Below are 25,989 nucleotides of genomic sequence, written 5' to 3'. Positions count from 1 at the left end.
GATATGGCACTGACCCGTGAGCAACAGATCCAGGCTATCGAGAAAGACTGGGCAGAAAACCCCCGCTGGAAAGGGATCAAGCGCGGCTACAGCGCCGAGGACGTGGTGAACCTGCGTGGCAGCCTGCAGCCGGCACACACTCTGGCCCAACGCGGCGCCGACAAACTGTGGGAGCTGATCCACGGCGGCGCCAAGAAGGGCTATGTAAACTGCCTCGGCGCCCTGACTGGCGGCCAGGCGGTGCAGCAGGCCAAGGCCGGCATCGAAGCCATCTATCTCTCCGGCTGGCAGGTGGCGGCGGACAACAACCTCTCCTCCACCATGTACCCGGATCAGTCCCTCTACCCGGCCAACTCCGTCCCCTCCGTGGTGGAGCGCATCAACAACTCCTTCGCCCGGGCCGACCAGATCCAGTGGGCCAACAAGGTTGGACCAGAGGACAAGGGCTTCATCGACTACTTCCTGCCCATAGTAGCGGATGCGGAAGCCGGTTTCGGCGGCGTGCTGAACGCCTTCGAGCTGATGAAGGGGATGATTGAAGCGGGCGCCGCCGGCGTGCACTTCGAAGATCAGCTCGCGTCCGTGAAAAAGTGCGGCCATATGGGCGGCAAGGTACTGGTCCCGAGCCAGGAAGCGGTGCAAAAGCTCATCGCAGCCCGCCTCGCGGCAGATGTCTGCGGCACCACCACCCTGGTCATCGCCCGCACCGACGCCAACGCAGCGGATCTGCTGACCACGGATGCCGACCCCTACGATGCCGGCTTCCTGACCGGTGAGCGCACCAGCGAGGGCTTCTACAAGGTGCAGGCTGGCATCGAGCAGGCCATCTCCCGCGGCCTGGCCTACGCCCCTTACGCCGACATGGTGTGGTGCGAGACCGCCAAGCCCGATCTGGACGAGGCGCGCAAATTTGCCGAGGCCATCAAGGCCCAGTACCCGGACAAGATCCTGGCCTACAACTGCTCCCCGAGCTTCAACTGGAAGAAGAACCTGGACGATGCCACCATCGCCCGCTTCCAGCAGGAGCTCTCCGACATGGGCTACAAGTACCAGTTCATCACCCTGGCGGGTATCCACAACATGTGGTTCCACATGTACGAGCTGGCCTACCAGTACGCCCGTGGCGAGGGAATGAAGCACTATGTCGAGATGGTGCAGCAGCCGGAATTCGCCGCCGCCGAGCGGGGCTACACCTTCGTGGCACACCAGCAGGAAGTGGGTACCGGTTACTTCGACAAGGTGACCACCGTCATTCAGGGCGGCCAGTCGTCGGTGACCGCGCTGACCGGCTCGACCGAAGAAGATCAGTTCCACTGATAGACATTGAGATAGCAAAACCCCGGCCTGGTGCCGGGGTTTCTTTTTATTCGTGGCCTCGGCGTTGCCGAGCCTCAAACCAGCCTGACGGGCTCAGAGCTCGAGTATCTCTTTGACAAAGGGAATGGTCAGCTTGCGCTTGGCACGGAAGGAGGCGTTGTCGAGACGATTGAGGGTGGCAAGCAGGGTGCGCATGTCGCGGGAGAGGCGGTTGAGCAGGAAACGGCCCACGTCGATGGGCAGCTTGAAACCCCGCAGCTCGGCGCGCAGTTGCAGGGCGCTGAGTTTGCCCTCGTCGTCCAGCTCGTCGAGGTGGAAGCTCACTCCCCAGTCGAGACGGGACGCGAGATCCGGCAGTTGCAGCCCCAGCTTGCGTGGCGCGCTGCAGCCGGTAACGATGAGTGTCCCCTCCCCCTTCTCCTTCCAGCGATTGTAGAAGTCGAACAGGGCCCGCTCCCACAGGGCGTTGCCGGCGATCGCCTCCAGGCTGTCGAGACAGACCAGGGGCAGGCTCTCCAGGGCATCGAGCATGCTGGGGTCAAGCTGTTCGAATTGATCGAGGGAGAGATAGGCCGCCGCCGCGTCGCGGGCGTTGACCTCGGCACAGGTAGCATGGAGCAGATGGGAGCGGCCCGACCCCTTGGCTCCCCAGAAATAGAGGAAGGGCGAGCCCTGACCGATGGCCGCATTCTTGAGGGCGGTGATCAGATGGGCGTTGTTGCCGGGATAAAAACTGACGAAGGTTTCATCATCCGGTAGTTGTACGGCTAAAGACAGTTGGGCCGGTTGCTTCACTCGTTGGGCTTTGACTGTGATATTTGCGGGCAAGTGTATCACCAGCGGGGCAGATAGAGAACCGCCCGGACCATGCCGGGCGGTCAGGATCCTTCCCCGGGATCAGGGCTGCGACCATTGATAGCGCAGGCCGCTCTCGTTGTCTTCCACCTGATGCAGGCGGCTCTCCAGTTGCAACCCCCTCACCAGCTCGGCCTTGTCCCCCTGCAGCGAGAGGTTGAAGGTCACCTTGTCCCCTTCCAACTTGCCGATGGCCACCTTGGTGACACTGGCCATCCCCTGCAGCAGCTTCTGGATCTGGATCATGCCATCGATATCGGACAGCCCCTCCACCACCAGGGTCTGGCTGGAGGCGACACCGGAGAGACGGGTACCGTACTGCTGTACCAGCCAACCGGCAAGGGCATCGGCAAAGCCCTTTGCCACCTCGGCCTGGGTACCTGAACCCGAGCCCTTGGTCAGCTCGGTCAGCTCTCCTGCCTGCGCCCCCGGCTTGGTACCATAAAGACCCCAGTCGATGCTCCAGGCCTCCCCCTCCGGGCTCAGTTTGCCGAGCACCACCATTTCGGCGCCGTAACGCTGGCTCGCCTTGAGCACGGGATCGGCAAAGCGGCCCCAGACATCGGTGGCATTGACCGCCATGTTGTCATCCAAGTCCATCAGCGGGAGACTGACCGGCAGCCCCATGGCCTGGGTCTGGGCACGCAGCGCCTCGGACCAGCCATCGCCGGACTGATCCGGCAGAATGCGCCGCTCCCCTTCGTCGACCACCAGCCAGATGGCGACCTGCGGCCGCACCGGGCCCAGCAGGGCAAACTTGCTCTGGCCGACCAGGGCGTTCACCTTGGCCACATTGAAATCCGCCTTGAGAAACTTGACCGAGCCGATGTCCTGATAGCTGTATTGCTGCACGTAATCCGCCGGCGCCGCCAGGGCCTTCACCACATCCGGCTGGGTGAGGATATCGCGCTTGCCCGTCACCTTGACGAGCACATCCCCCAGCGCCTGGGACTGGGCGGCCGTCATGTCGCCACTGGTGGGAGCCTTGCCCTGATAGAGGTCGGTTACCTGGGCGGCCGACACCACGAGTGGCAGACAGCAGCAGAGGAGAGTCGCTAAGCGTTTCAGCATAAAGAAGATTCTCGAAATGGGGGATGGTGCTTATGGTAGCGGCAAGGCGCGCATGGCAGCAAGCAAAGGGGGGAGAAACAGCGGAGCCGGCAGGGTGCCGGCTCCGTTTGCGCGCCTTGGGCGCGGCGATGGGGTAATGCTTACTTGGTGCCGAAGATCTTGTCGCCAGCATCCCCCAGACCCGGGACGATATAGCCCTTCTCGTTCAGCCCTTGGTCGATGGAGGCACAGAACAGCTCCACGTCCGGGTGAGCGGCTTCCAGCGCCTTGATGCCTTCCGGCGCGGCAACCAGCACCAGCACCTTGATGGACTGGCAACCTTTCTTCTTGAGCAGATCGATGGTGGCGATCATGGAGCCGCCGGTGGCCAGCATGGGGTCGATGACCAGGGCCAGACGCTCTTCGATATTGCTGACGATCTTCTCGAAGTAGGGGACAGGCTGCAGGGTCTCTTCATCGCGATAGATACCGACCACGCTGACGCGGGCGCTCGGCATGTGCTCAAGCACCCCGTCCATCATGCCAAGACCGGCGCGCAGGATGGGCACGACGGTGACCTTCTTGCCCTTGATCTGGTCGACTTCCACAGGGCCGTTCCAGCCATCGATGGTCACTTTTTCGGTTTCGAAGTCAGAGGTCGCTTCGTAGGTCAACAAACTGCCCACTTCCTTGGCCAGTTCACGGAAACGCTTGGTGCTGATGTCGCCTTCGCGCATCAGGCCGATCTTGTGCTTGACCAGGGGGTGTTTGACTTCAACGACTTTCATTATTATCTCCTCTAACCGGCGCCAAAAAAATCGCGGAATCATACAACAAAAGCCACGGCTTGTAGAGCTTTTCGATTCAAAAACGCGCAAACGATTTTCTTTCTGGTTTTTCGTGCCCGCTGGTAGAATACGCCCCGAATTTTACCCTCCACTTCTTTATATGACGGGGAATACGCGTGACTGACAAAACCTCACTGAGCTACAAGGATGCTGGCGTAGATATCGATGCCGGCAATGCACTGGTTGAACGTATCAAGGGCGTGTCAAAACGCACTCGTCGTCCTGAAGTCCTTGGTGGTCTTGGCGGCTTTGGGGCCCTGTGTCAAATCCCTGCTGGCTACAAGGAACCGGTACTGGTCTCCGGTACCGACGGGGTGGGCACCAAGCTGCGTCTGGCCATCGACCTGAAGAAGCACGACACCGTGGGGATCGACTTGGTCGCCATGTGCGTCAATGACCTCATCGTGCAGGGCGCCGAGCCCCTCTTCTTCCTCGACTACTATGCCACCGGCAAACTGGACGTGGACACTGCCGCTGCCGTGGTCACCGGCATCGGCGCCGGCTGCGAACAGTCCGGCTGTGCCCTGGTCGGCGGTGAAACTGCCGAGATGCCGGGCATGTATGAAGGGGAAGATTACGACATCGCCGGTTTCTGCGTCGGCGTGGTGGAAAAGAGCGAGATCATCGACGGCAGCAAGGTTGGCGAAGGGGATGCCCTGATCGCCCTGGCCGCCAGCGGTCCCCACTCCAACGGCTTCTCCCTCATTCGCAAGATCCTGGAAGTCTCCAAGGCCGACGTGCAGCAGCCGCTGGGTGATACCACCCTGGCCAACGCCCTGCTGGAGCCGACCCGCATCTACGTGAAGCCCGTGCTCAAGCTCATCAAGGAGTGCGAGATCCACGCCCTGTCCCACATCACCGGCGGCGGCTTCTGGGAGAACATCCCGCGCGTGCTGCCCGCCAACACCCAGGCGGTCATCGACGAGCAGAGCTGGCAGTGGCCGGCGGTGTTCAGCTGGCTGCAACAGGCAGGCAACGTCACCCGCCACGAGATGTATCGCACCTTCAACTGCGGCGTCGGCATGATCATCGCCCTGCCGGCGGATCAGCTGGACAAGGCCCTGGCCCTGCTCAAGGCCGAAGGCGAGAACGCCTGGCACATCGGCCATATCGCCAAGGCGGCCGATAGTGAGGAGCAGGTCATCATCCAATGATGCGGATCCTGGTCCTTATCTCTGGCAACGGCAGCAACCTGCAGACCATTCTCGACAGTTGCGCCGACGGCAAGATTGCCGGTCAGGTGGTCGGCGTCATCAGCAACAAGGCCGATGCCTACGGGCTGGTGCGCGCCAAAAAGGCGGGGGTGGCCACCGCCATCCTGGCCCAGCAGCAGTTTGCTAGTCGGGAGGAGTATGACGCCGCCCTGCTGGCGCTGATGAACGACTATCAGCCCGACCTGGTGGTGCTGGCCGGCTTTATGCGGATCCTGAGCGCCGACCTCGTGCGTCACTTCGCGGGGAGGATGATCAACATCCACCCCTCGTTGCTGCCGAAATACCAGGGTCTGCACACCCACCAGCGCGCCATCGAGGCCGGTGATGACGAGCACGGCGCCAGCGTCCACTTCGTCACCGAAGAGCTCGACGGCGGCCCGGTTATCCTCCAGGCACGGGTCCCCATCTTCGAAGGGGACAGTGCCGACGAGGTCGCCGCCCGAGTCCAGGTACAGGAGCACAGCATCTACCCCCTGGTGGTGCAGTGGTTCTGTGAAGGGCGCTTGCAGATGCGAGAAGGGTCTGCCTTCCTCGATGGCAAGCAGCTTGGCCTGGCAGGCTATGCCAGCGAGTAACCGCGAGCAGCAGTAAGACACAACAAGGGAGGCTTAGGCCTCCCTTGTCATTTCCATCGACCAGCGCAATGGCTGTCATCACGTCCGATGACGCCGCTGCGCGGCTAATCGGCCCTACACCGGATTGTCGATATCGATAAAGGTCACCTCCAACCCGTGTACGGTGGCGAGCCACTCTCCCAGCGCCTTGACGCCGTAACGTTCGGTGGCGTGGTGGCCTGCGGCGTAGAAGTGCATGCCCATCTCGCGGGCGGTGTGGATGGTCTGCTCGGAGGCTTCGCCGGAGATGAAGGCATCGATGCCCTGCTCCGCCGCCTGGCTGATGTAGCTCTGGCCACCGCCGGTGCACCAGGCCACGGAGCGGATGAGCTCGGGACCACTGTCACCACAATGAAGCGGCTCGCGACCGAGACGCTCGGCAATCAGCTTGGCAAAATCGCTGCCGCTCATGGGCTCCTCCAGCTTGCCCACCATGGCCACGCTCTTGCTGTTCCAGGGTTCGAGACCGCGACGCACCTTGATGCCGAGCAGCCTGGCAAGCTGGGCGTTGTTCCCCACCTCGGGGTGCACGTCCAGCGGCAGGTGGTAGGCAAACAGGTTGATGTCGTGGGTCAAGAGGGTCTTGAGACGACGCTGCTTCATGCCGGTGATCTGGGCCGGCTCGCCGCTCCAGAAGTAGCCGTGATGAACCAGGATGGCGTCAGCATCGGCGGCCACGGCGGCATCGATGAGGGCCTGGCTGGCGGTGACGCCGGTCACCACCTTGCGAATGCGCTCGCGCCCCTCCACCTGCAGGCCGTTGGGGCAGTAATCCTTGATGGCATGGGGTTCGAGCAGGTGGTTGAGCAGGCTTTCCAGTTTACGATGAGAGATCATGGGGGTCTCCTAGCTGGGCTCCCCACGTACTGTGCGGGGAGCCGGATTCCGATCGTCAGGGCCCATGATAATCGAGCCGGACCGGCAAGGCCATGCGCCTGTCAGGCCTAGGCGGGCAACTCGATGCCGGCGTCACGCATCTGGGCCAGCTTGTAGCGCAGGGTGCGCGGGCTGATGCCGAGCTTGTCGGCCACCGCTTTGCGACTGCCGTTGCACTCCTGCAGGGTGTCCAGAATGATCTGGTGCTCCTGCAGCTTGAGTTCGCCGCCAAGCCCCTCCCCTGACAGCCGCTCAAGCGGCCGCACCAGGGTCTCGTCCGTCTCCTCCAGGATCAGGTGCTCACAGTCGATGAGGCCGTCTGGACAGAGGATCAGGGCGCGCTGCACCACGTTGTCGAGCTCGCGCACGTTGCCGGGCCAGGGGTGAGCCATCAGACGCTCTCGGGCGTCCTCTGCGAGCTGCGGCGTCGGCAGCCCCATCTGGCTGGCATGCAGCGCCAGCAGATGCTCCGCCAGGGGAAGAATGTCACCCGGGCGTTCCCAGAGCGCCGTCCAGCGCAGGGGGAAGACGTTGAGGCGGTAGTAGAGATCCTCGCGGAACAACCCGTCCTGCACCGCTTTTTTCAGATCCCGGTTGCTGGTGGCAATGACCCGCACATCCAGGGGGATCATCTTGCGGCTGCCGAGCCGCTCCACCTCTTTCTCCTGCAAGACCCGCAGCAGCTTGGCCTGCAACCCCAGATCCATCTCGGTGATCTCGTCGAGCAGCAGGGTTCCTCCCTGAGCCTGCTCGAACTTGCCAGGGCACCCCTGCACCGCACCGGTGAAGGCGCCCTTCTCGTAGCCAAACAGGGTCGCTTCCAGCATGTTCTCCGGAATGGCGGCGCAGTTGATGGCGACGAAGGCCTGCTCTGCCCGGCTGGAGTGGTCGTGAATGTAGCGAGCCAGCACCTCCTTGCCTGTCCCGCTCGGGCCGGTCACCATGACGGTGGCTTCGCTTCTCGCCACCCGGGTCGCCAGCTGGAACAGCTCCGCAGTCCTGGGGTCCCCGTACACCACGGCACGCTTCTCCACCTTCTGGGCCGGCACATAACGGCTGACCTGGTTGAGCAGCACCTCGGGGGAGAAGGGCTTGGCCAGATAGTCGATCGCCCCCTCGCGCATGGCGCGCACCGCCCCGTCGATGTTGGCGTAGGCAGTCATCAGGAGCACCGGCACCTGGGGATATTGCTGGCGAATGTTGGCGAGCAGGGTCAGACCATCCATGCCCCCCATCTGGATGTCGGAGATCACCATGTCAAAGCGCTGACGGGACAGGGCAAGCAGGGCCCGCTCGCCGCTGTCCACCTCGCGGCACTCATAGCCACCGAGCAGCAGGGTATCCACCAGCGCCTCGCGCAGGCCGTTGTCATCTTCCACCACCAGAATGCGAGCCTGGGTCATGCCACACCTCCTACAACCAACATGGCCTTGTCGAGAATCATCTTCACCGGCGCTCCGGCTTTTGCGTGGCTCATGCCACGCCCCCCAACTGAACCTGTTGCTGATGCAGGGGGAAGGACAGGGTAAAACAGGTGCCCTCGCCAGGGACCGAGGCCACGCTCACCTCCCCCTGATGGGCTCGTACCACCGACTGCACCACCGCAAGACCGAGGCCCGTACCCTGGGATCGGGTGGTAAAGAAGGGTTCGAAGATCTGGTTGAGCAGGGAGGGGGCCATCCCCTTACCGTTGTCGATGACCCGCATCTCCACCCGGTTGCCGCTGCGCACAGCGCTCACCAGGAGCGAATCGGCGCCGGCCTGCCGGGCATTGGCGATGAGGTTGTTGATGGCCCCCGCCAGGGCACTGCTGTTGGCAAGCAGACAGAGATCGGGCTCAGGGGCCTCCAGATGCAAGGCGCAGCCCTGCTGCTGGCAGAAGGCTTCGGCCCCCGCCTGCACTTCCGCCAGCAAGCCCTGCACCGAGAGGGGCGCCACCACCTGGTTGTCGCCATTGCGGGCAAACAGCAGGATGTCGTTGATCTGTTTTTCCAGGTCTTGCAACCTGGCCATCAATTTTTGCTGGAACTGGCTGCGGGATTCAGGCTTGAGGGTGCGGTTGGCCAGGTTGGCCGCATAGAGCATGGCGGCGGAGAGCGGGGTGCGGATCTGGTGCGCCAGGGAAGCCGCCATGTTGCCAAGGGCGGAGAGACGCTTCATGTGGTTGACCCTGTCCTGCAACTGGCGGGTCTCGGTCAAGTCGGTAATGAACACCAGTTGGCCGGGCTGATCCGGCAGCGGCTGGGTCGACAGCTGAACCCGGCGACCGTCTCGCAAGGAGATCTCGTGACCGTCATCCTCACGGGGTTCGAAGCAGCGGGCAATGATCTGGCGCCAGGAGAGGCCTTCCAGTGGCTCTCCCAGCAGCGCCAGGGCGGCAGGGTTTGCACGGGTGATCAGCCCCTCGCCATCGAGCAGCAGCACGCCGGTCGGCAGCGCCGTGAAGATGGCGTAAAGCTGACTCACTTCATGTGACTGGAGGGGGACATCCTGCTGCAAGATTGTCATAAAGCTGACCTCAAACTGGCGATTGAGTCAGCTTATTCAATTTCCATGCCAGCAAAATAGACGTTATTTATCAATGTATTGGGTCAATGCGTCAAAGCATTGACCTCAATTGTCCTTGCTCATGCCGTACTTCTTCATCTTCTCCACCAGGGTGGTGCGGCGCATGCTGAGCAGGTCGGCGGCGCGGGCCACCACCCCGTCCTGGGACTCCAGGGCCTGGCGGATCAGCTCCACCTCGAGGTCGGCCAGCATCTCCTTGAGGTTGACCCCCTCTTGAGGCAACTGCATGGGCAGGGGCATGGCGATGCCGGGATCCAGCTCTGGTGGGGACTGGAACACGGCAGCCAGGGCGTCCCGCTCGTCCATCTCGGTGAGCCGCTCATCTCGTGGCTCGCAGGGCAGCAGGCGATAGCGGCCGGGCAGATCCGCCACATCGACGATCTGGTTCGGATAGAGGATGAGCAGGCGCTCGATGAGGTTGGACAGCTCGCGCACGTTGCCGGGCCAGGCGTACTGCATCAGGGACTCCATGGCGCGCTGGGTCAGACGGATGATCCCCTTGTGCTGTTCGGCATGGCGATTGAGCAGCTCCTGCAGCAGCAGCGGGATGTCGTCGGCCCGATCCCGCAGGGGGGGCGTCTCGATGGGGAACACATTGAGGCGGTAGTAGAGATCTTCGCGAAATGCCAGGGTGCGGATCATGGCTTCCAGATCCCGGTGGGTCGCCGCGATCACCCGCACATCGGCCTGGACGGCCTTGCCGCCCCCGACCCGGTCGAACTGGCGCTCCTGCAGCACCCGCAGCAACTTGACCTGCATCGGCAGCGGCATGTCGCCGATTTCGTCGAGGAAGAGGGTGCCCCCCTGGGCCAGTTCGAAGCGGCCGCGCCGGGCGGCAATGGCACCGGTGAAGGCCCCCTTCTCGTGACCGAACAGCTCGCTCTCGAGCAGCTCCGCCGGAATGGCGCCGCAGTTGATGGGCACGAAGGGGCCCGCGCTTCGGGCGGACAGCTCGTGGATGGCGCGAGCCACCACCTCCTTGCCGGTTCCGGACTCACCGAGGATCAGTACGTTGGCGTCGGTCTCGGCCACCTGGCCGATAAGACGGCGCACCTCCTGGATGCCCCTCCCCTTGCCCACCAGCAGGCGCAGCAGGGTCTGACCCTTGTCGTGGGTCTGATGACGGGGATGCAGGGAGATGAAGGCCTGGCAGAAGTGCAGATGACGGGTGAGGGACTCATAGGTAAAGGGCGCCTCGGCCACCCCGATGAAGTTGCTGCAACCATGGCTCGCCGGCATCAGGGAGAGGAAGGGCAGACGAGGATGGGCGGCAAGCAGCTCACTCAGGGCGCGCTCGCGCAGTTCCCCGGCCAGAATCCCCTGCAAGGGCCCGGCAGTCTCGATGGCCACATCGAGATCGCTCTCAACCACCTCCTGCCAGGGGATCCCCATGAAGGAGAGCACAGTCCCCAGTTGCTGGCGCCGCACATCATCGGCATCAACAAGCAGCACACCCATAGCCATCCTATCCATATTTTCACACCTGACGCCAAACTATTGTTTTTTAAGTGCTTATTAAAACCAATTTCGCACTGTGTCATAAGGGGGACAAAGTGCCAAAATTATGGCGGATTGTCAAAACTTGTCACATCCTCCCGGACCCTGGCGGGACGGGGATCACGCTTCCAGCCAGATTGAGTATCGGATGAAAACCAGCGAAGGGGAAAGAATGACGCCGACAGGGTGCGGCGTCAGAGGAGGGATCAGTGTTTCACGCTCTCCTGGGGAGCGGCATAGCGGCACTCGGGAAACCGGCTGCAGGCGAGGAACAGGCGACCGGCATGGGGACCCTTTCGTGCTTCCCGTGCCACCAGGGGCGCGGCACAGCGGGGGCAATGAGGGATCGTCTCCCGGGGCTCCTCCTCATCCGGATCGAGGAAGGGATTCTCCTCCATCAACACGGGCATTGCCTCTCCGGCCTGGGGGGGCGGCACCTGGGGCTCCCTGGCAGCCCCCGGGTGTGACGTGCCCAGATCGACACCATCGAGCAGCAGCGGGCTGAAGGTCGGTTCGCGGCGCTCGCCGGGCAGCAGGTCATCCACCGGCGCCGTCGTTCTCGCCAGCAGGGGCAGCAGTTGCTCCCGCAACTCGTCGACCTGGTAGTGGCTGCTGGCCGGGATCTGCAACAGCGGCAGGCCGGCGCCATCGCAGGCCGCCTTCAGGAAGAGATCCCGCGACTTGCGCTTCTGGTGGCGGTGCCCCTCGTCATCCAGCTCCACGGCACACAGGAAAGAGAGATCCGCCGGGTGGCAGAGCAGAAAATCGAAGTGCTTCTCCCCTATCTTGCCGAGCGCCTGCTGGCGCTTGCCCTTGCCAAGGTGCGCGTCGGGCGTCAATACATAGGAGGCTCGTACCTTGGCAAAGACACGGGCCTTGTCCCCCACCGCCTGATCCAGCACCCCGAAGAAGGTGCGCTCGGCTGGGCTCATCAAGGTTTCCTGCAGATCATAGGGCTCGGCCTTGCCCTCTTTCTCCCTGCGCCAGACGATCACCAGCAGGAGCAACCCCAGCAACACGGCTCCTGATACGACAAGGCTATTCATACACGCACATCCCGTTTACAAGACAAATTCAGTTCACACCAAAGGAAGGGGCACACTCTACCACGGGGAAAGCGACTCAGGCAGCGCAGAAATCAAGCCCGTCCCGGCATTCGCGTTTTTTCACTGAATTTGCGCAAGGCGGGCTTCATATGGCCTGTCACAGCAGGCACAATGCTAGAGCCCATGGACGTTCTGGCGCGCACCCCGTCGCCGCCAGGCGTCAACGGACCCCACGCAGCCCCATTCAAGGAGAGCAGGATGCAAAAGCAATTGGTCGTCACCGTGATCGGCGCAGACAAACCCGGGATCGTCGAGAGCCTGGCCGATACCATCACCCGGCAGCAGGGTAACTGGCTGGCCAGCTCCATGAGCGAGCTGGCGGGGCAATTTGCCGGCATTTTGCACGTCGCCGTGCCTGACGAGCATTACCGCAGCCTGTGCGAGGCCCTGGTGATGCTGCCTGGCCTCACCGTGAGCTTCGCCGAAGGGCAGCTGAGCCCGCAACCGGCCCATCAGGTGATGCTCAGCGTCACCGGCAACGACAGACCGGGCATCGTCCACGAAGTGGCCAGCATCCTGCGCCAGCTCAACATCAACGTCGCCGACCTCACCACAGGTTGCGAACCTGCGCCCCACTCAGGCGCCCCTCTCTTCTATGCCCACGCCCTGGTGGCCCTGCCGCCGCAGCTCGAACTGGACGATCTCGTCACGGCCCTGGAGTCCCTCTCCGACGACCTCGTCGTCGACATCGATCAGGATCTGAGCGAATAGTGTCGCCTGTCATAAATTTGTCATGGTTTGACGCCATAACTTCCGCGCAGACGCAACCAGAGCAAAGAGGCACCAGATGAGCACCGACAAGCAGTATGAAGAGAAAGAGCTTAGCTGGCTCTCATTCAATGAACGGGTGTTGCAAGAGGCGATGGACAAGACGGTACCCCTCATCGAGCGGGTCCGCTTCCTCGGGATTTTCTCCTCCAATCAGGACGAGTTCTTCAAGGTACGGGTGTCGGACGTCAAGCGCCGCATCCTCATCAACGAAGTCCACGGCGGCGACGACGAGGCCAAGGTGCTGCTGCGCGCCATCCAGCAGAAGGTGATGGCGCTCGGCGAGGCGTTCGACAACACCTACAAGGAGCTGCTGATCGCGCTGGCCCGCCACAACATCTTCCTGGTGAACGAAAGCCAGCTCTCCGAGTCCATCCAGCAGTGGCTGCGGATCTTCTTCCGGGAAAAGGTGCTGCGCCACATCATCCCCATCCTCCTCAACAAGGAGGTCAACCCGGTCAAGTTCCTGAAAGACGAGCACACCTATCTCGCCATCGAGATGAAGAAGAACGGCCAGGTGATCCAGTACGCCCTGGTGGAAGTGCCCACCGACGATCTGCCCCGCTTCTTCCAGCTACCGCCGGAGGGCACCCGTCGCAAGAAGCAGATCATCATCCTGGACAACGTTATCCGCTTCTGTCTGGACGAGATCTTCAAGGGCTTCTTCGACTACGACGAGATTGCCGCCTACGCGGTCAAGCTGACCCGAGATGCCGAATATGACCTCTCCGACCAGCTGGACCTCAGCCTGGTGGACAAGATGAGTGACGGCTTGAAACAGCGCCTCACCGCCATGCCGGTGCGCTTCGTCTACGAGCGGGAGATGCCGGCGGCCATGATAAGCTTCTTGAAGCTCAAGCTGCAGATCAGCTCCTACGACGCCATCATGCCCGGTGGGCGCTATCACAACTTCAAGGATTTCATCGGCTTCCCCAATGTGGGCCGGGATTACCTGGAAAACCCCAAGCTGCCGGCCCTCGATTGCCGCGACTTTGACGGCTTCGTCAACGCCTTCGACGCCATCGCCAAGCAGGACATCCTGCTCTACTACCCGTACCACAAGTTCCACCACTTCACCGAGCTGGTGCGCCAGGCGGCCTTCGACCCGGCGGTCAGCGCCATTCGCATCAACATCTACCGGGTGGCCAAGAAGTCGCGGATCATCCACTCCCTCATCGACGCCGCCAACAACGGCAAGAAGGTGACCGTGGTGGTGGAGCTGCGCGCCCGCTTCGACGAGGCAGCCAACATCGACTGGGCCAACATCCTGACCGACGCAGGCGTCAAGGTAGTGTTCGGGGTGCCCAGCCTCAAGATCCACTCCAAGCTCTGCCTCATCACCCGCCACGAGAACGGCGAGGCGGTGCGCTACGCCCATATCGGGACCGGCAACTTCAACGAGAAGACCGCCAAGATCTACACCGACTTCTCCCTGCTGACCCGCCATCCGGACATCACCGCCGAGGTGGAGAGCGTGTTCGAGTACATCGAGTACCCGTACCGGCGCTACAAGTTCAACCACCTGCTGGTCTCCCCCATCAACAGCCGCCGCCAGCTCTATCGCCTCATCGACAACGAGCTGGCCAACGCCAAGGCGGGGCAACCCAGCGGTATCACCCTCAAGATCAACAACCTGGTGGACAGAGACCTCATCAACCGGCTCTATGCCGCCGGCCAGGCCGGGGTGCCCATCCAGATGATCATCCGGGGCATGTGCGCCCTGCGCCCGGGGGTGCCGGGTCTGAGCGACAACATCCGGGTCATCAGCATCATCGACCGTTTCCTCGAACATCCGCGGGTGATGGTGTTCCACAACAAGGGCAATCCCCAGCTCTATATCTCCAGTGCCGACTGGATGAGCCGCAACATCGACGGTCGCATCGAGGTGGGCACCCCCATCTATGACGAGCGGCTCAAGCAGCGCATCCTCGACATTCTCGAGCTACAACTGAGTGATACCTGCAAGGCGCGGGTGATCGATGCCGACCAGAAGAACGAGTACGTGAAGCGGGGCAACCGCCGCAAGGTCCGTTCCCAGGTGGCGATTTACGACTACCTCAAACGCATAGAGTCAAACCATGGACAATAGTCTGTACGCCGCTGTCGATCTGGGCTCGAACAGCTTCCACATGGTCATTGCCCGCCTCACCGAGGGGCGGATGCAGATCATCGATCGCATCAAGGAGCGAGTGCGCCTCGCCGAAGGGATGGATGAGCAGCGCCGCATGTCCCAGGAGGCCATGGCGCGCGGGCTGGACTGCCTCGCCCTGTTCGCCGAGCGGCTCACCAACATCAAGCCGGATCAGATCCGCATCGCCGGCACCTACACATTGCGCCGCGCCAGCAACGCCCGCGACTTCGTGCGCGAGGCGGCCAAGGTGCTCAACCACCCCATCGAGATCATCAGCGGCCAGGAAGAGGCCCGCCTCATCTATCAGGGGGTCGCTCATACCCAGCACATCGAGGGCCAGGTGCTGGTGGTGGACATCGGCGGCGGCAGCACCGAGCTCATCATTGGCGAAGGGTTTGAGCACAAGGCGCTCACCAGCCGCAAGATGGGCTGCGTGAGCTTCACCCAGAGCTTCTTTGGCAACGGCAAGCTCGGCGAGAAGGCCTTCAACGCCGCCGTGTTGGAAGCCCAGCACCAGCTCGCCCCCATCATCAACCAGTACCGCAAGCTGGGCTGGCAGAGCTGCCTCGGCAGCTCTGGCTCCATCCGCACCGTGCGCGACGTGTTGCAGGGGGAAGAGTGGACCGATGGTGCCATCACCCTGGCGGGACTCGAGCGGCTGAAGGAAGAGATGCTCAAGCACAAGCGGGTCGACCAGCTCAAGCTGGCGGGCCTCACCGAGGAGCGTCAGGGGGTCTTTGCCGCCGCGGTGGCCATCCTGCTCGGGCTCTTCACCTCCCTGCCCATCGAGCGGATGGAGTACTCCGACGGCGCCCTGCGCGAAGGGTTGCTCTACGAGTTCGAGGAGCGCCTGCAGCATCACGACATTCGCGAACGTACCGCGCTTGCCCTCAGCACCCACTATCGCATCGACAAGCGCCAGGCTACCCGGGTAGAGAGCAGCGTCCTCTCCCTGTTCGACGCCCTGAGCGGCCCCTGGGAGATGCCGGAAGAGCCCTATCGCGCCATCCTCGGCTGGGCGGCGCGGCTGCACGAGATCGGCCTTGCCATCAACTACAGCGGCATCCACAAACACTCCGCCTACATCTTGCAAAACACCGACCTGCCCGGCTTCAATCAGGACGATCAAGCCCTGCTGGCGGCCCTGGTGCGCTTTCATCGCAAGGGGCTCAAGCTCTCCGAGCTGCCGGCCCTGCCCAATCACGACGAGCAGACGGTGCTGCGCTGCATCCGCATCCTGCGCCTCGCGGTGGCGGCCCACCACAGGCGTCAGGACAACCTGCTGCCCGAGTGGAACGTGCAGGCCGCCGGGGATCAGCTGGTGGTCACCCTGCCGCTCGACTGGTGCGACGAGAACAAGTTGCTGATGCAGAACCTGGAAAAGGAGCACCGCTACTGCCACGAGCAGGGCTGGCCCCTGCTGTTCCAGCTCGGGTAACCCGCCCCTCTGTGCAAAAAGGCAGCCGATGGCTGCCTTTTTTTGTCTCTTGTCTTTTCCTACTGCAGATCCGGCAGGATCAGCTTGGCTATCTCGAAGTAGATGATGAGGCCGGTACCGTCCACCAGGGTGGCGATGAAGGGGGCGGAGACCACCGCCGGGTCGATGCGAAAGCGACGCAGCACCATGGGGATCACCGAGGCGACGGTGGCGCTCCAGAGCACGATTGCGACGATGGTCAGGGTCACCACCATGCCGATCTCGGGCCCCACTCCCAGGCTCCAGGCCCGCACCCAGGCCGCCAGCGCGATGGCGGCCGAGATGAGCAGACCGGTGGAGATCTCCTTCTTCAGCACGGTGCCGAGGTTTTTCAGGCTCACCTCCCCCACCGCCATGGCGCGCACTATGGTGGTGGTGATCTGGGTACCGCTGTTGCCACCGGTGCCGATGAGGAGCGGGATGAAGAAGGCCAGGGCGATGGCCGCCTCCAGCTGCTCTTCAAAGGCCCGCAGCACGGTGCCTGTGTAGGCTTCCGCCACGAACAGGATCAGCAGCCAGCCCACCCGCTTGCGCCACAACTGCCAGGGGGTGGCCTGCAGATAGGGGGTATCCAGCGGCGAGGAGCCCCCTTGCAGCTCCGCATCCTCGGTGGACTCCAGCTCCAGGATGTCGGCGGCATCGTCCACGTGGAAGACCCCCACCAGACGCCCCTGATCTTCCACCGGCAGGAGCGAGAGGTCGCGGTCAATGAGCAGGCGGGCCGCCAGCTCCTGATCCGCCCGGGCGTTGATGCGCACCGCCTCCCCCTCCATCAGCTCCCCTACCGGCAGCAGCGGATCGGCGATCAGCAGCGACTTGAGGGAGACGCTGCCAAGCAGGCGCTGCTCGCCGTCAACCACATAGAGATGACCAAACAGCCTGGCCTGATCCCAGGCGCCGTGGATCAGCTGCTTGGCGCTTTCCACCGTCGCATCGGCCTCCACTGCCAGGTATTCGTGGCGCATGTTGGCCCCCACCGACTCGTTCGGCCAGGCCAGCAGGGACTGGAAGGCTTTGCGGGCGGGCTCCGGCAGCCGGGCGAGCAGGGTCTTGCGATCGTGCTCGTCGAGCCTGCGCAGGATGGCCAGCAGGTCACGACGGGCCAGGGTGCCCTGCAGTATTCCCACGATGCTGCCATGCAGCCTGAGCAGCAGATGGCCGGCACACTCCGCCGGGAGGGAGGCGAGCAAGGACGCCCCTTCCGGCATGGAGAGGGTATCGAAGATGCAGTTGAGCTCTTCCGGGCGCAGGGTCAGAAGCTGATCGGCACGGGCCACCGGATCCAGGTTGTGCGCCAGCCAGTTGCGCAGGGCAACCGGGTCGAGCAGTTGATGACGATTGAGCAGGGTGTGTGTTTTCTTCATCACAGATGTCCTCATGTGATTTCAGGCGAACCTGAACGCCTCCGGCACCTGGCCGGATGCAACGGCAAGAAAACAGCAATTTGATTGACGAGTAACAGGCAGGAAATGACGCCGTCCGGCGTGTTTTCATCCCCACGTACCAGCTTTAGCACTGCATAACGTATCCGGCATGCCGGAAGCCACTTGGGTTGACACCTTAATCCGATGAAAACTGTCCTGATCTTGGGCGTCTCTGGACGTCGTGAGATCAGTGGCCTGTGTTTATGCAGGAGCCTCGCCTAACGAGATGCTGCGAACATTGATTGCACGGCGCTACCGTGCGGGCGGCATCATCTGCCCAGGCGCAGGTCGAGTCAAGGCAAACGGGCCCCTGGCAACGGGTTGTTACAAATTGGCCGGACGGCGGGCCCTTCATGAAACGAGGCTCCCCCGTGCGTGGCACGGGGGAGCCTGCGGTCAACGGACGAACGTCAGCGGATATAGTCGAATAGGGTCAGCTTGCTTATCTTGCTGAAGGCGAGCTGGGAGGCGCTCATGGCTGCATCCTCCTTGGAGAGGGCCGCGATCACCTCGTACATGTCCGCCTCGGACACCTTGGCCCGCGCCTGCTGGTTCAGGGTGCTGAGTCCATCGTTGGAACTCATCACCTGCTCCAGGCTGTTCATCCTTCCCCCCAGCTCCCCCAGTCCCCGGTCTATCTTGGTTCTGGCGTTGCTCATGTGGGTGGTGGCATCGGAGACCGCCAGCTGGAAATCGCTCTCGGACAGGGTCGGATCACGCATGGCGGAGATGAAATCGGACATGCCATTGAGGATGTTGTCGTTTTTCGGGGTATCCAGCACGAAGTTCTGGGTCGCCGACCCCGCAGGGAGGTCGAGGGTGAGCGCCAGGCCGTTGAAGGGGATCTTGTTGCCCGCCACATAGTCGCCGCTTTGCAGCAGGGTGCCACCGCTGTCACGGATCTCGTAGGTGTCCGGCGGCCCGGCCAGGGTGCTGACCGCATATTGGTTGCTCGGCAGGGAAGAGTCATAGTTGTTGCGATAGAAGCTCTCGAAGTTCCCCTGATCCGCCACCGACACCTGGATGTTGCCACTAGCGGCGCTGGCAGTGCGCCGGGTCGCCACTATCTCGAACAGATCGAAACCGGAGTCGTTGGCCGGGATCTGCACCGTGGGTGAGACCTGGATGTTGCGCTGCCCCGTGTCCCCCTGGAACACATAGTTGCCGCTGGCATCCTTGACGAAGGGCTGGGTCTTGCTCTGATTGCCGCCGAAGATGTACTCCCCCTGGGAGTTCTTGCTGTTCATCAGGTCGAACATCTGCTTTTGCAGCCCCTCCAGTTCGCTCGCGATGGCGTTGCGCTCCTCGGAGCCCATGGCGGAGTTGTTCGCCTTCTGGATCAGGGTCTGGGCACTCAGCATGGCGTTGTTGAGGGAGGTGAGCACCGTCTCCTCGTGGCCCAGGCTGTTCTCCAGCAGGCTGCCGTTGACGCCGTACTGCTTGAAGAGATCGATCTCCTTGGTCAGCGCCATCTTCTGGCTCATGCCGGCCGGGTCCTCCCCGGAACGGGAGAATTTATCCCCCGTCATCAACTGGTTGTAGGCGGTGTTCTGGCGCTCGCTCACCTTGCTCATGGAGGCAAGGTTGCGGTCATAGATCATGTTGGTGGTGATGCGCATGACTTACCTCACGGAGGAGAGCAGGGTGTCGAAGATGGTCTTGGCGGTGTTCACTATCTGGGCCGAGGCCGCATAGGACTGCTGGAAGCGGATGAGGTTGGCCGCCTCCTCCTCCAGATTGACGCCGGAGACACTCTCGAAGATGGCGGTACTCTGGGTCAGCTTCGCCTCGTTGGCCTGCAGCAGGGTCTTGGCCTGGCTGGTCTTGTTGCCAATGCCGCTCACCAGACCCGAGTAGGCATCGTTGAAGGTCATCTTGTCGTTGCTGGTGGCGGCGTTGTTGTTCTTGCGCACCAGCTCCTTGTTTTGCAGCTCCGCCAGCGCCAGGCCGTTGGCGTTGTCCGCGAAGCCGTCCTTGTTGTAGCTGAGCGTGAAGCTGTCGTTGGCCTCCACCTTGCCGGTGATGCTGAACTCATAGCCCGGGCTCTGGGTCGGATCGGCGTAGACCTTGGGCCCCCCCAGGGGGCTCTCGAGGGCGGCCATCAGGTTCTTTCCCTTGCTGGAGGCGGGGGCCACACCGAGCAGGTTGTTGTTCTTGTCATAGACCTCGTAGTTGCCGCTGCCGTCGATCTTGATGACCTGGGGGGCACTCGGGTCCAGAGTGTTGGTGCCAAAACCCGAGCCCGTGCCGGTGTTGTAGACACCGCCCAGCGTTATCTCGCCCGAGCCCAGGTTCTGGGATCCCTTGTCCGCCTTCAGGGGGGATGCCAGCGCGATATCCTCGGGACGGGTGATCGCCTGCTCCAGGTTGGCAGCCGCATTCCGGGTGGGTTGCAACAAGATCTTGTCACCCGCGACCGGAGTGCCGGAGAGATCGATTTCGATGCCGTGCCCCGCCACCTCGAAGGTGGCTGGCGGCGTGGTCCCCGTGGCAAGCGAGGTACGCTGCCCGCTGCCGTCGATGGCGAATACCTCGTAACCGGTGGCGCTGTTGAACCGCACCTCGTAGTCGAAGGTGGTCACCTCGCTCCCCTTGCCGGGGACGAAGTTGACGCTGGCCGCCCCGTTACCCTGGTTGCTGGCGTAGGGCAGCCCCTGGCTTCCCTTGAGGGTGAAGAGATCCCCCCCAAGCTCGTTGTCGAGATCCATCCCCAGCCGGTTCTGCTGGTTCATGGCATCCCCCAGGGCGACGGCCAGCTGCCCCAGCTCCCGCTTGGCGGGCTCCAGATCCCGGCGCGCGGTGAAGAGGCCACCGATGGCACCGCCAATATCTTTGTCGTTGATGCTGGCCTGGTTCTTGCCCAGGGTCAGCTGCAGGGAAGGCTCACGGGAATCCGGATCCCCCGGCACCACCTTGAACTGGGCCACGCCGCCATCGAGCACCAGGGAGTGCCCTGTGCTCATGTTGACCAGCATGCTGCCATTGGGCTGGGTCACGGTGCGGATCTCCATCTTCTCGGAGAGCTGGCGAATGGCCTCATCCCGCTGATCGAACAGCATCAGGTTCTCTTCAGGGGAGCCCTGGGTGCGGACGATGGCCTGGTTCAGATCGTTGATGCTGTTCAGCAGGCTGTTCACCCTGTCCGTCTCGTCCCCTATGGTGGCGTTGATGGTATCGGACTGCTTGTCGAGCTGGGCGGAGAGGGTATGGAACCTGTCCACCATGCCGCTCAGTTCACTCAGGGTCGTCTTGCGCCCTCCGATCTCGGACGGTGACTCGTTGGCGGTGTGGAAAGCCTTGAAGTAGGAGGTGATGGTGGTCCCCACGCTGTTGCTGGCATCACCAAGCAGGCTGTCAAGCTGGAACAGTTGATCGTAGCGGGTGTTGGCCGCCTGATAGGCGGACGTATCCCGGCGCACCTCGGCCTGGGCATAGGCGTTGATGATGCGATCGCTCACCATGTCGCCCGTCCCCAATCCGACGGAATTGGTGTAGATCAGGGTGCGTTCACGTACATAGCCCTGGCTATTGACGTTCACTATGTTGTTGCTGGTGGTCTGCAGCAGTCGCTGCTGGGCCAACACACCCGAGGTCCCAATTCCAAGCAGATCGCTTGCCATAGCTTACAGCTCCATCTCTGTGTTCCTGTCTGCAATGTTGCCGGGCGTCGAGTAACCGGCGATGGCATCACTGCGCAACACTTGTTTAAGTTTCCTGGCGTACTGGGGATCGGTGGCATAACCGGCCTGCTGCAACGCCTCGAAGTAACGTTCCGGGCTGTCCACCTTGGCCAGTGCCCCCTTGTAGCGACTCCCAGAGGTCAGGAAATCCACATAGTCGTTGAAGCTCTCTTCGAACGACTCGTAGGAGCGAAACGCCGCCTTCTGGCGCGAGGCCACCCCTTGCTCGTATTCCAGGGTGCTCACCACCGCCTTGGGGCCTTCCCAACGTGGATCGGCCTTGATGCCGAACAGGTTGTGCGTCACGTTTCCGTCTGCATCCTTGATCACCCGCTTGCCCCAGCCACTCTCAAGGGCGGCCTGGGCCACCAGCACCGCCGGGCTCAACCCCAGCTTGTCCGCCGCCTTCTTGGCCAGCGGCATCAGCCTGTCGACGAACTCTTCCGGGCTGTCAAACACCTTGGCGCTGCCATCCAGGGCCGAAGGCCTCTGGCTGCTGCCCATGGGCGGCACGGTGCGGTGGGGGCGTCTTGGCATGGCCAGCGTACGCTCGGCCCCATTCAGCTCACCCTTCATTTCGTTATCAGCAAAATCTTTGCCAACTTTGGAGGCTGCAATCAGATCGTTTGAGGCACTGGGGGGTTGATAGGGCTTGTAGACCCGTTCGGTACGCTGGGGCAGCTTGAGTACCCGGCCATCCTGATGGGTGAAGGTCTGCTCGGGTGAGAGCTGCCTGGCCACCATCTCGGCGATGCCCAGCCCCCCCTTGCTCGACATGTCGGCAACCCGCTGCTCGTCCAGCATCCCTTCATAGAACTGGGTGTAGCTGCTGTTCATCGGGTTGCCCTCGGTGAGCACCGAGTTGGCCTGGCGCATCCCCTTGAACAGGGTCTGGGTAAAGATGGATTCGAACTGGCGGGCAGCCGCCATCAGGGCCCCTTGCTTCCCCTCCTTGCTCAGGCTCATCTGGCGCAGTTTGTCCAGATTCTGGACGTCCTGCACCATGCCAATATTGATGCCGCTCTGGGTGTCGAACTCTGCCATAACCTACCTCTTTGCCGCCCGTGGCAACCGCTTGCCGCTCACGAAATTACAGAATGACCAGTTGGCCCTGGATCGCGCCCGCCTGCTGCAACGCCTCCAGGATCGCCATCAGATCCCCGGGGGCGACCCCCACCTGATTCACCGCCCGCACCAGATCGTCCAGGGTCGCGCCGGTATCGAGCTTGAACATCCGACCGGGATCCTGCTGCACGTTGATGGTGGAGTTGTTGGTGACCGCCGTCTGCCCGCCAGCGAGCGGATTGGGTTGGGAGACCTGCTGGTTCTCGGCGATGGTGACCGTCAGCCCACCGTGGCTGATGGCCGCCGGGCGCAGCTTGACCTCGCTGCCGATGACGATGGTCCCGGTGCGCGAATTCACGATGATCTTGGCGGACTCGCTCGCCGGGTCCACTTCCAGGTTCTCGATGGTGGAGAGGTAGGAGACCCGCTGGGCCGGATCCCTCGGTGCGAATACCTTGATGGAGGTGGCGTCCATCGCCTGGGCGGTGTTCGGACCCACCAGATCGTTGACCACGTCCGCCAGACGGCGGGCGGTGGTGAAGTCCGGCCGGTTCAGGTTGAAGGTGATGGTGTCGCCCTGGCTGAAGGAGTTGGGAACCTCCCGCTCCACGGTCGCCCCGTTGGCGATGCGCCCCACTGTGGGCGTGTTCACCACCACCTTGGAGCCGTCCGCCCCTTCGGCCCCGAGGCCACCGACCACCAGGCTGCCCTGGGCCACCGCATAGACGCGGCCATCCAGCCCTTTCAGGAAGGTCTGGAGCAGGGTGCCGCCACGCAGGCTTTTCGCCTCGCCGATGGCGGAGACGGTGACGTCTATGGTCTGGCCCGGCTTGGAGAAGGGGGGCAGATCCGCGTGGATGGCCACCGGCGCCACGTCCTTGATCTTGGGCTTGATGTTGTCAGGCACCTTGATGCCGAAGTTGTTGAGCATGGTCCTGAAGGTCTGCTCGGTGAAGGCGTTGTTCTTCTCCCCCGTGCCGGGCAGGCCCACCACCAGACCGTAACCGATCAGCTGGTTGCTGCGCACTCCTTCCACCGAGGCGAGGTCCTTGATGCGGGATGCGTGCGCCAGCCCGAAGGGCAGCAGGCAGCACAGCAGGGCAAGCAGACGGAATCGGTTCATGACATCTCCTAACAAAACCTTCCTGATCCAGGGCCCGTGAACGCCCCGGACTATTGAGTCTTAAATGGGCCACCAGGGGCCGTTGAAGAAGCTGGTGAGCCAGCCCTGTTCCTGGGTGTTCGCCAGATCCCCGGTACCGCCGTAATAGATACGCGCATTGGCCACCCTCTGGGAGGAGACGCTGTTTTCCGAGCTCACGTCCTCCGGGCGCACCAGACCGGTGATGCGGATGTATTCGTTGCCATTGTTGAGCATGATCCACTTCTCGCCGCGCACCAGCAGGTTGCCGTTTGGCAGTACCTTGACCACGCTGACCGAGATGTTGCCCTGCAGGCTGTTGCTCTGATCCGCCTTGGCCTGCCCCTTGAAGGCACTGTTCTGGCCGATGGAGGCCGACAGATCGTAGGGCCCCGCCGTGACCGGCACGCCACCCAGGGTGACGGGGTCGAGCGCCAGCTTGTTGTCCTTGCCGCTCTGGGTGTTGGCCTTTTTCGACGCCGAGGTCGACTCCGCCAACTGGATGGTGATGATGTCACCCACCCGGTGCGCCTTGATGTCCGAGTAGATGCCGTTGACCTGCTCGGGCTGGAAGATGGCACCGGTCGGGCGCACCGACACCGGCTCCGACTCCCCGTAGACGGGGGCGAAATCCGGGTCATCCGGTTTGGCGGTATTGGGGGTACTGGTGCAACCCGCCAGCGTCAGCAGTCCCAGCATCCATATGGCTTTCATCATGACACTCCTTTCATCAGGTCCGCTGGGTCAGGAAGGACATCATGGAGTCGACGGCGGAGATGACCTTGGAGTTCATCTCGTAGACCCGCTGAGCCTGGATGAGATTCACCAGCTCCTCGGTCACGTTGACGTTGGAGGTCTCCAGCATCCCCTGCTTGATCACCCCCAGCCCGTCCGCACCGGCTGTCCCCTGAATGGGGGCGCCGCTGGACTGGGTCTCGAGGAAGAGGTTCTCCCCCATGGGCTGCAGGCCGGTGGGGTTGACGAAGTCCGTGGTGTTGATCTGGCCCACCACCTGGGATTGGCCATCTCCCTTGAGCTGGACGGAGACCTGGCCATCCTCCCCCACGGTGACGCTCTGGGCGTTCTCGGGGATCTGGATCTCCGGTTGCAGCGGGTAACCGTTGCCCGGGGTGACGATGGTCCCCTCGTCGTTCAGGGTGAACTGGCCGTTACGGGTATAGGCGGCGCTGCCATCGGGCAGCTGGATTTCGAAGTAGCCGCGACCGCTGATCATCAGGTCAAGGGAGTTGTCCGTGGTCTGGACGTTGCCCTGACTGTGGTTTTTCTGGGTGGCGACCACCTTGGCCCCCGCCCCCAGCATCAGGCCGGAAGGGAGCTCTGTGTCCGCCGAGGAGCGACCGCCAGGCTGGTTGATGTTCTGATAAAGCAGATCCTCGAAGATGGCCCGCGCCTTCTTGTAGCCCACGGTGCTGGCGTTCGCCAGGTTGTTCGAGGTGACCGATATGTTGGTCTGCTGGGCATCGAGGCCGGTCTTGCTGATCCAGAGTGCAGGATTCATGGTGTGCTCCTTGATTAGCTGATACGCAGCAGCTGGGTTTGTGCCTCGTCGTTCTCCTCGGCGGTCTTCATGATCTTGACCTGAGTTTCAAACTGGCGTTGCAAGCGAATAAGGTTGGTCATCTCGTCGACCACGTTGACGTTGCTCCCCTCGAGGGAGCCGGCGATCAGGCCCACATCCGCAGACGCGGCCTCACTCTGGCCATCCTTGCGGCGAAACAGACCGTCCTGGCCTTTCTGCACCGCATCTGCCGCCGGGTTGACCAGCTTGATACGCTGGAAATCTTCCGGCAGGTTGGCGGCTGCCCCCTCGGGGCGGCCGCTGATGGTACCGTCACGATTGATCTCGATCTTCTCCATGGGCAGGGGCAGCACGATGGGCTGACCGGCATCATCCACCACATTCAGACCGGTGGAAGTCTGCAGATTGCCGGTGGCATTGAGCTGCAGGTTGCCCATGCGGGTATAGGCTTCCGCGCCGTTGGGATCCTGCACCGCAATCCAGCCCGGCCCATCGACGGCAACGTCAAGATCCCGACCCGTGGTCATCAGCATGCCGTGCTGCAGGTTCTGGCCCGGCCGCTCGGTCATGGCGAACACCCGCGTGGGCAGCCCTTCGCCAAACGCCTGCATGCTGCGCGCCTGCTCGAAGTCGGACTTGAAGCCAATGGTGTTGGCGTTGGCAAGGTTGTTGCCACGAACAGCCAGGCTGTTCATGTTCTCCTTGGCCCCGGACATGGCGATGTAAAGCAGGTGATCCATGGGATCCTCCGTCAAACAGATGACTCTCACAGCTCAACTGCAAGTTGAATGCCAAGAGAGATGACGAAGACGGAAAGA

General features: G+C 62.6%; 22 protein-coding genes and 1 riboswitch. Of the genes, 6 read left to right on the top strand and 16 right to left on the bottom strand.

Translation table 11 applies throughout. From position 1 onward, the window contains the following. Window positions 1–3 precede the first annotated feature (3 nt). On the top strand, window positions 4–1,317 hold the full coding sequence (aceA, locus tag I6L48_RS11495) for an isocitrate lyase (RefSeq protein ID WP_041214877.1): 1,314 nt from the start codon (window positions 4–6) through the stop codon (window positions 1,315–1,317). A 93-nt stretch (window positions 1,318–1,410) separates the two neighbouring features. Here the strand turns inward: aceA and hda are convergent, their stop codons facing one another. From hda to upp, 3 genes are all read right to left on the bottom strand, one after another. Next, the gene (gene hda / locus I6L48_RS11490) at window positions 1,411–2,112 is read right to left on the bottom strand and encodes a DnaA inactivator Hda (protein ID WP_010675272.1); all 702 of its coding nucleotides are present in this window, start codon (window positions 2,110–2,112) and stop codon (window positions 1,411–1,413) included. Window positions 2,113–2,214: 102 nt separating this feature from the next. Next, window positions 2,215–3,243: a DUF2066 domain-containing protein gene (locus tag I6L48_RS11485; protein ID WP_042864114.1), complete on the bottom strand. Its 1,029-nt coding sequence runs from the start codon at window positions 3,241–3,243 to the stop codon at window positions 2,215–2,217. A gap of 140 nt (window positions 3,244–3,383) precedes the next feature. Beyond that, window positions 3,384–4,010 carry a uracil phosphoribosyltransferase gene (gene upp, locus I6L48_RS11480; RefSeq protein ID WP_005302745.1) on the bottom strand — a complete coding sequence of 209 codons (627 nt, stop codon included), beginning with the start codon at window positions 4,008–4,010 and terminating at the stop codon, window positions 3,384–3,386. Between the two features lie 176 nt (window positions 4,011–4,186). Here upp and purM point away from each other — a divergent pair, with 176 nt between their 5' ends. Further along, window positions 4,187–5,224 (top strand): phosphoribosylformylglycinamidine cyclo-ligase, encoded by a 1,038-nt coding sequence (gene purM / locus I6L48_RS11475; protein WP_216987244.1) that lies wholly within the window; start codon window positions 4,187–4,189, stop codon window positions 5,222–5,224. Then, window positions 5,221–5,859, top strand: coding sequence for a phosphoribosylglycinamide formyltransferase (gene purN, locus I6L48_RS11470; protein WP_216987243.1), 639 nt, complete (start codon window positions 5,221–5,223; stop codon window positions 5,857–5,859). The genes purM and purN overlap by 4 nt, the downstream gene beginning before the upstream one ends. 114 nt (window positions 5,860–5,973) lie before the next feature. Here the strand turns inward: purN and I6L48_RS11465 are convergent, their stop codons facing one another. The 5 genes from I6L48_RS11465 to I6L48_RS11445 form a co-directional block, all read right to left on the bottom strand. Next, window positions 5,974–6,735: a Nif3-like dinuclear metal center hexameric protein gene (locus tag I6L48_RS11465; protein ID WP_010675276.1), complete on the bottom strand. Its 762-nt coding sequence runs from the start codon at window positions 6,733–6,735 to the stop codon at window positions 5,974–5,976. Window positions 6,736–6,842: 107 nt separating this feature from the next. Next, window positions 6,843–8,177 (bottom strand): sigma-54 dependent transcriptional regulator, encoded by a 1,335-nt coding sequence (locus I6L48_RS11460; protein WP_052815405.1) that lies wholly within the window; start codon window positions 8,175–8,177, stop codon window positions 6,843–6,845. 70 nt (window positions 8,178–8,247) lie between these two features. Continuing rightward, a complete protein-coding gene (locus tag I6L48_RS11455) occupies window positions 8,248–9,282 on the bottom strand; it encodes a PAS domain-containing sensor histidine kinase (RefSeq protein ID WP_043153839.1) in 1,035 nt (344 codons plus the stop codon). Between the two features lie 105 nt (window positions 9,283–9,387). Next, a complete protein-coding gene (locus I6L48_RS11450) occupies window positions 9,388–10,806 on the bottom strand; it encodes a sigma-54 dependent transcriptional regulator (RefSeq protein WP_053288347.1) in 1,419 nt (472 codons plus the stop codon). A 239-nt stretch (window positions 10,807–11,045) separates the two neighbouring features. After that, window positions 11,046–11,885, bottom strand: a complete 840-nt coding sequence (locus I6L48_RS11445; protein WP_216987242.1) for a DUF2726 domain-containing protein — start codon at window positions 11,883–11,885, stop codon at window positions 11,046–11,048. A 258-nt stretch (window positions 11,886–12,143) separates the two neighbouring features. On the opposite strand from I6L48_RS11445, the gene I6L48_RS11440 reads away from it, so the two are divergent. From I6L48_RS11440 to ppx, 3 genes are all read left to right on the top strand, one after another. Then, complete coding sequence (locus tag I6L48_RS11440; protein ID WP_010675281.1) at window positions 12,144–12,656, top strand: glycine cleavage system protein R; 513 nt, start codon at window positions 12,144–12,146, stop codon at window positions 12,654–12,656. A 76-nt stretch (window positions 12,657–12,732) separates the two neighbouring features. Continuing rightward, a complete protein-coding gene (ppk1, locus tag I6L48_RS11435; RefSeq protein WP_010675282.1) occupies window positions 12,733–14,802 on the top strand; it encodes a polyphosphate kinase 1 in 2,070 nt (689 codons plus the stop codon). Then, a complete protein-coding gene (ppx, locus tag I6L48_RS11430) occupies window positions 14,792–16,282 on the top strand; it encodes an exopolyphosphatase (RefSeq protein WP_041214872.1) in 1,491 nt (496 codons plus the stop codon). The genes ppk1 and ppx overlap by 11 nt, the downstream gene beginning before the upstream one ends. A 59-nt stretch (window positions 16,283–16,341) precedes the next feature. Here ppx and mgtE read toward each other — a convergent pair whose 3' ends face one another. The 8 genes from mgtE to flgF form a co-directional block, all read right to left on the bottom strand. After that, entirely contained in the window at window positions 16,342–17,685 is a 1,344-nt protein-coding gene (mgtE, locus tag I6L48_RS11425) for a magnesium transporter (protein WP_041213161.1), read from the bottom strand. 123 nt (window positions 17,686–17,808) lie between these two features. Beyond that, window positions 17,809–17,978: riboswitch (M-box (ykoK) riboswitch) on the bottom strand. 177 nt (window positions 17,979–18,155) lie between these two features. Then, window positions 18,156–19,364, bottom strand: coding sequence for a flagellar hook-associated protein FlgL (flgL, locus tag I6L48_RS11420; protein WP_201890785.1), 1,209 nt, complete (start codon window positions 19,362–19,364; stop codon window positions 18,156–18,158). Between the two features lie 3 nt (window positions 19,365–19,367). After that, window positions 19,368–21,365 (bottom strand): flagellar hook-associated protein FlgK, encoded by a 1,998-nt coding sequence (flgK, locus tag I6L48_RS11415; protein WP_216987241.1) that lies wholly within the window; start codon window positions 21,363–21,365, stop codon window positions 19,368–19,370. A 3-nt stretch (window positions 21,366–21,368) separates the two neighbouring features. Further along, entirely contained in the window at window positions 21,369–22,469 is a 1,101-nt protein-coding gene (gene flgJ, locus I6L48_RS11410; RefSeq protein WP_113736223.1) for a flagellar assembly peptidoglycan hydrolase FlgJ, read from the bottom strand. Between the two features lie 46 nt (window positions 22,470–22,515). Then, complete coding sequence (locus I6L48_RS11405) at window positions 22,516–23,613, bottom strand: flagellar basal body P-ring protein FlgI (RefSeq protein ID WP_010675288.1); 1,098 nt, start codon at window positions 23,611–23,613, stop codon at window positions 22,516–22,518. A gap of 60 nt (window positions 23,614–23,673) precedes the next feature. Next, window positions 23,674–24,345, bottom strand: a complete 672-nt coding sequence (gene flgH / locus I6L48_RS11400; protein WP_010675289.1) for a flagellar basal body L-ring protein FlgH — start codon at window positions 24,343–24,345, stop codon at window positions 23,674–23,676. A 16-nt stretch (window positions 24,346–24,361) separates the two neighbouring features. Beyond that, complete coding sequence (gene flgG / locus I6L48_RS11395) at window positions 24,362–25,150, bottom strand: flagellar basal-body rod protein FlgG (protein ID WP_010675290.1); 789 nt, start codon at window positions 25,148–25,150, stop codon at window positions 24,362–24,364. A 14-nt stretch (window positions 25,151–25,164) separates the two neighbouring features. Then, the gene (flgF, locus tag I6L48_RS11390) at window positions 25,165–25,911 is read right to left on the bottom strand and encodes a flagellar basal-body rod protein FlgF (RefSeq protein WP_216987240.1); all 747 of its coding nucleotides are present in this window, start codon (window positions 25,909–25,911) and stop codon (window positions 25,165–25,167) included. Between the last annotated feature and the right edge of the window lie 78 nt (window positions 25,912–25,989).

It is taken from the genome of Aeromonas sp. FDAARGOS 1418 (assembly GCF_019048585.1).
GTDB lineage: Bacteria > Pseudomonadota > Gammaproteobacteria > Enterobacterales > Aeromonadaceae > Aeromonas > Aeromonas caviae.
This window is presented reverse-complemented; position numbering and strand designations above follow the sequence as displayed.

Coding starts and splice junctions, on each gene's coding strand:
- aceA (WP_041214877.1), top strand. CDS start 4: ATGGCACTGACCCGTGAGCAACAGATCCAGGCTATCGAGAAAGACTGG.
- I6L48_RS11485 (WP_042864114.1), bottom strand. CDS start 3,243: ATGCTGAAACGCTTAGCGACTCTCCTCTGCTGCTGTCTGCCACTCGTG.
- upp (WP_005302745.1), bottom strand. CDS start 4,010: ATGAAAGTCGTTGAAGTCAAACACCCCCTGGTCAAGCACAAGATCGGC.
- purN (WP_216987243.1), top strand. CDS start 5,221: ATGATGCGGATCCTGGTCCTTATCTCTGGCAACGGCAGCAACCTGCAG.
- I6L48_RS11465 (WP_010675276.1), bottom strand. CDS start 6,735: ATGATCTCTCATCGTAAACTGGAAAGCCTGCTCAACCACCTGCTCGAA.
- I6L48_RS11460 (WP_052815405.1), bottom strand. CDS start 8,177: ATGACCCAGGCTCGCATTCTGGTGGTGGAAGATGACAACGGCCTGCGC.
- I6L48_RS11455 (WP_043153839.1), bottom strand. CDS start 9,282: ATGACAATCTTGCAGCAGGATGTCCCCCTCCAGTCACATGAAGTGAGT.
- I6L48_RS11450 (WP_053288347.1), bottom strand. CDS start 10,806: ATGGCTATGGGTGTGCTGCTTGTTGATGCCGATGATGTGCGGCGCCAG.
- I6L48_RS11445 (WP_216987242.1), bottom strand. CDS start 11,885: ATGAATAGCCTTGTCGTATCAGGAGCCGTGTTGCTGGGGTTGCTCCTG.
- I6L48_RS11440 (WP_010675281.1), top strand. CDS start 12,144: ATGCAAAAGCAATTGGTCGTCACCGTGATCGGCGCAGACAAACCCGGG.
- ppk1 (WP_010675282.1), top strand. CDS start 12,733: ATGAGCACCGACAAGCAGTATGAAGAGAAAGAGCTTAGCTGGCTCTCA.
- ppx (WP_041214872.1), top strand. CDS start 14,792: ATGGACAATAGTCTGTACGCCGCTGTCGATCTGGGCTCGAACAGCTTC.
- mgtE (WP_041213161.1), bottom strand. CDS start 17,685: ATGAAGAAAACACACACCCTGCTCAATCGTCATCAACTGCTCGACCCG.
- flgL (WP_201890785.1), bottom strand. CDS start 19,364: ATGCGCATCACCACCAACATGATCTATGACCGCAACCTTGCCTCCATG.
- flgK (WP_216987241.1), bottom strand. CDS start 21,365: ATGGCAAGCGATCTGCTTGGAATTGGGACCTCGGGTGTGTTGGCCCAG.
- flgJ (WP_113736223.1), bottom strand. CDS start 22,469: ATGGCAGAGTTCGACACCCAGAGCGGCATCAATATTGGCATGGTGCAG.
- I6L48_RS11405 (WP_010675288.1), bottom strand. CDS start 23,613: ATGAACCGATTCCGTCTGCTTGCCCTGCTGTGCTGCCTGCTGCCCTTC.
- flgH (WP_010675289.1), bottom strand. CDS start 24,345: ATGAAAGCCATATGGATGCTGGGACTGCTGACGCTGGCGGGTTGCACC.
- flgG (WP_010675290.1), bottom strand. CDS start 25,150: ATGAATCCTGCACTCTGGATCAGCAAGACCGGCCTCGATGCCCAGCAG.
- flgF (WP_216987240.1), bottom strand. CDS start 25,911: ATGGATCACCTGCTTTACATCGCCATGTCCGGGGCCAAGGAGAACATG.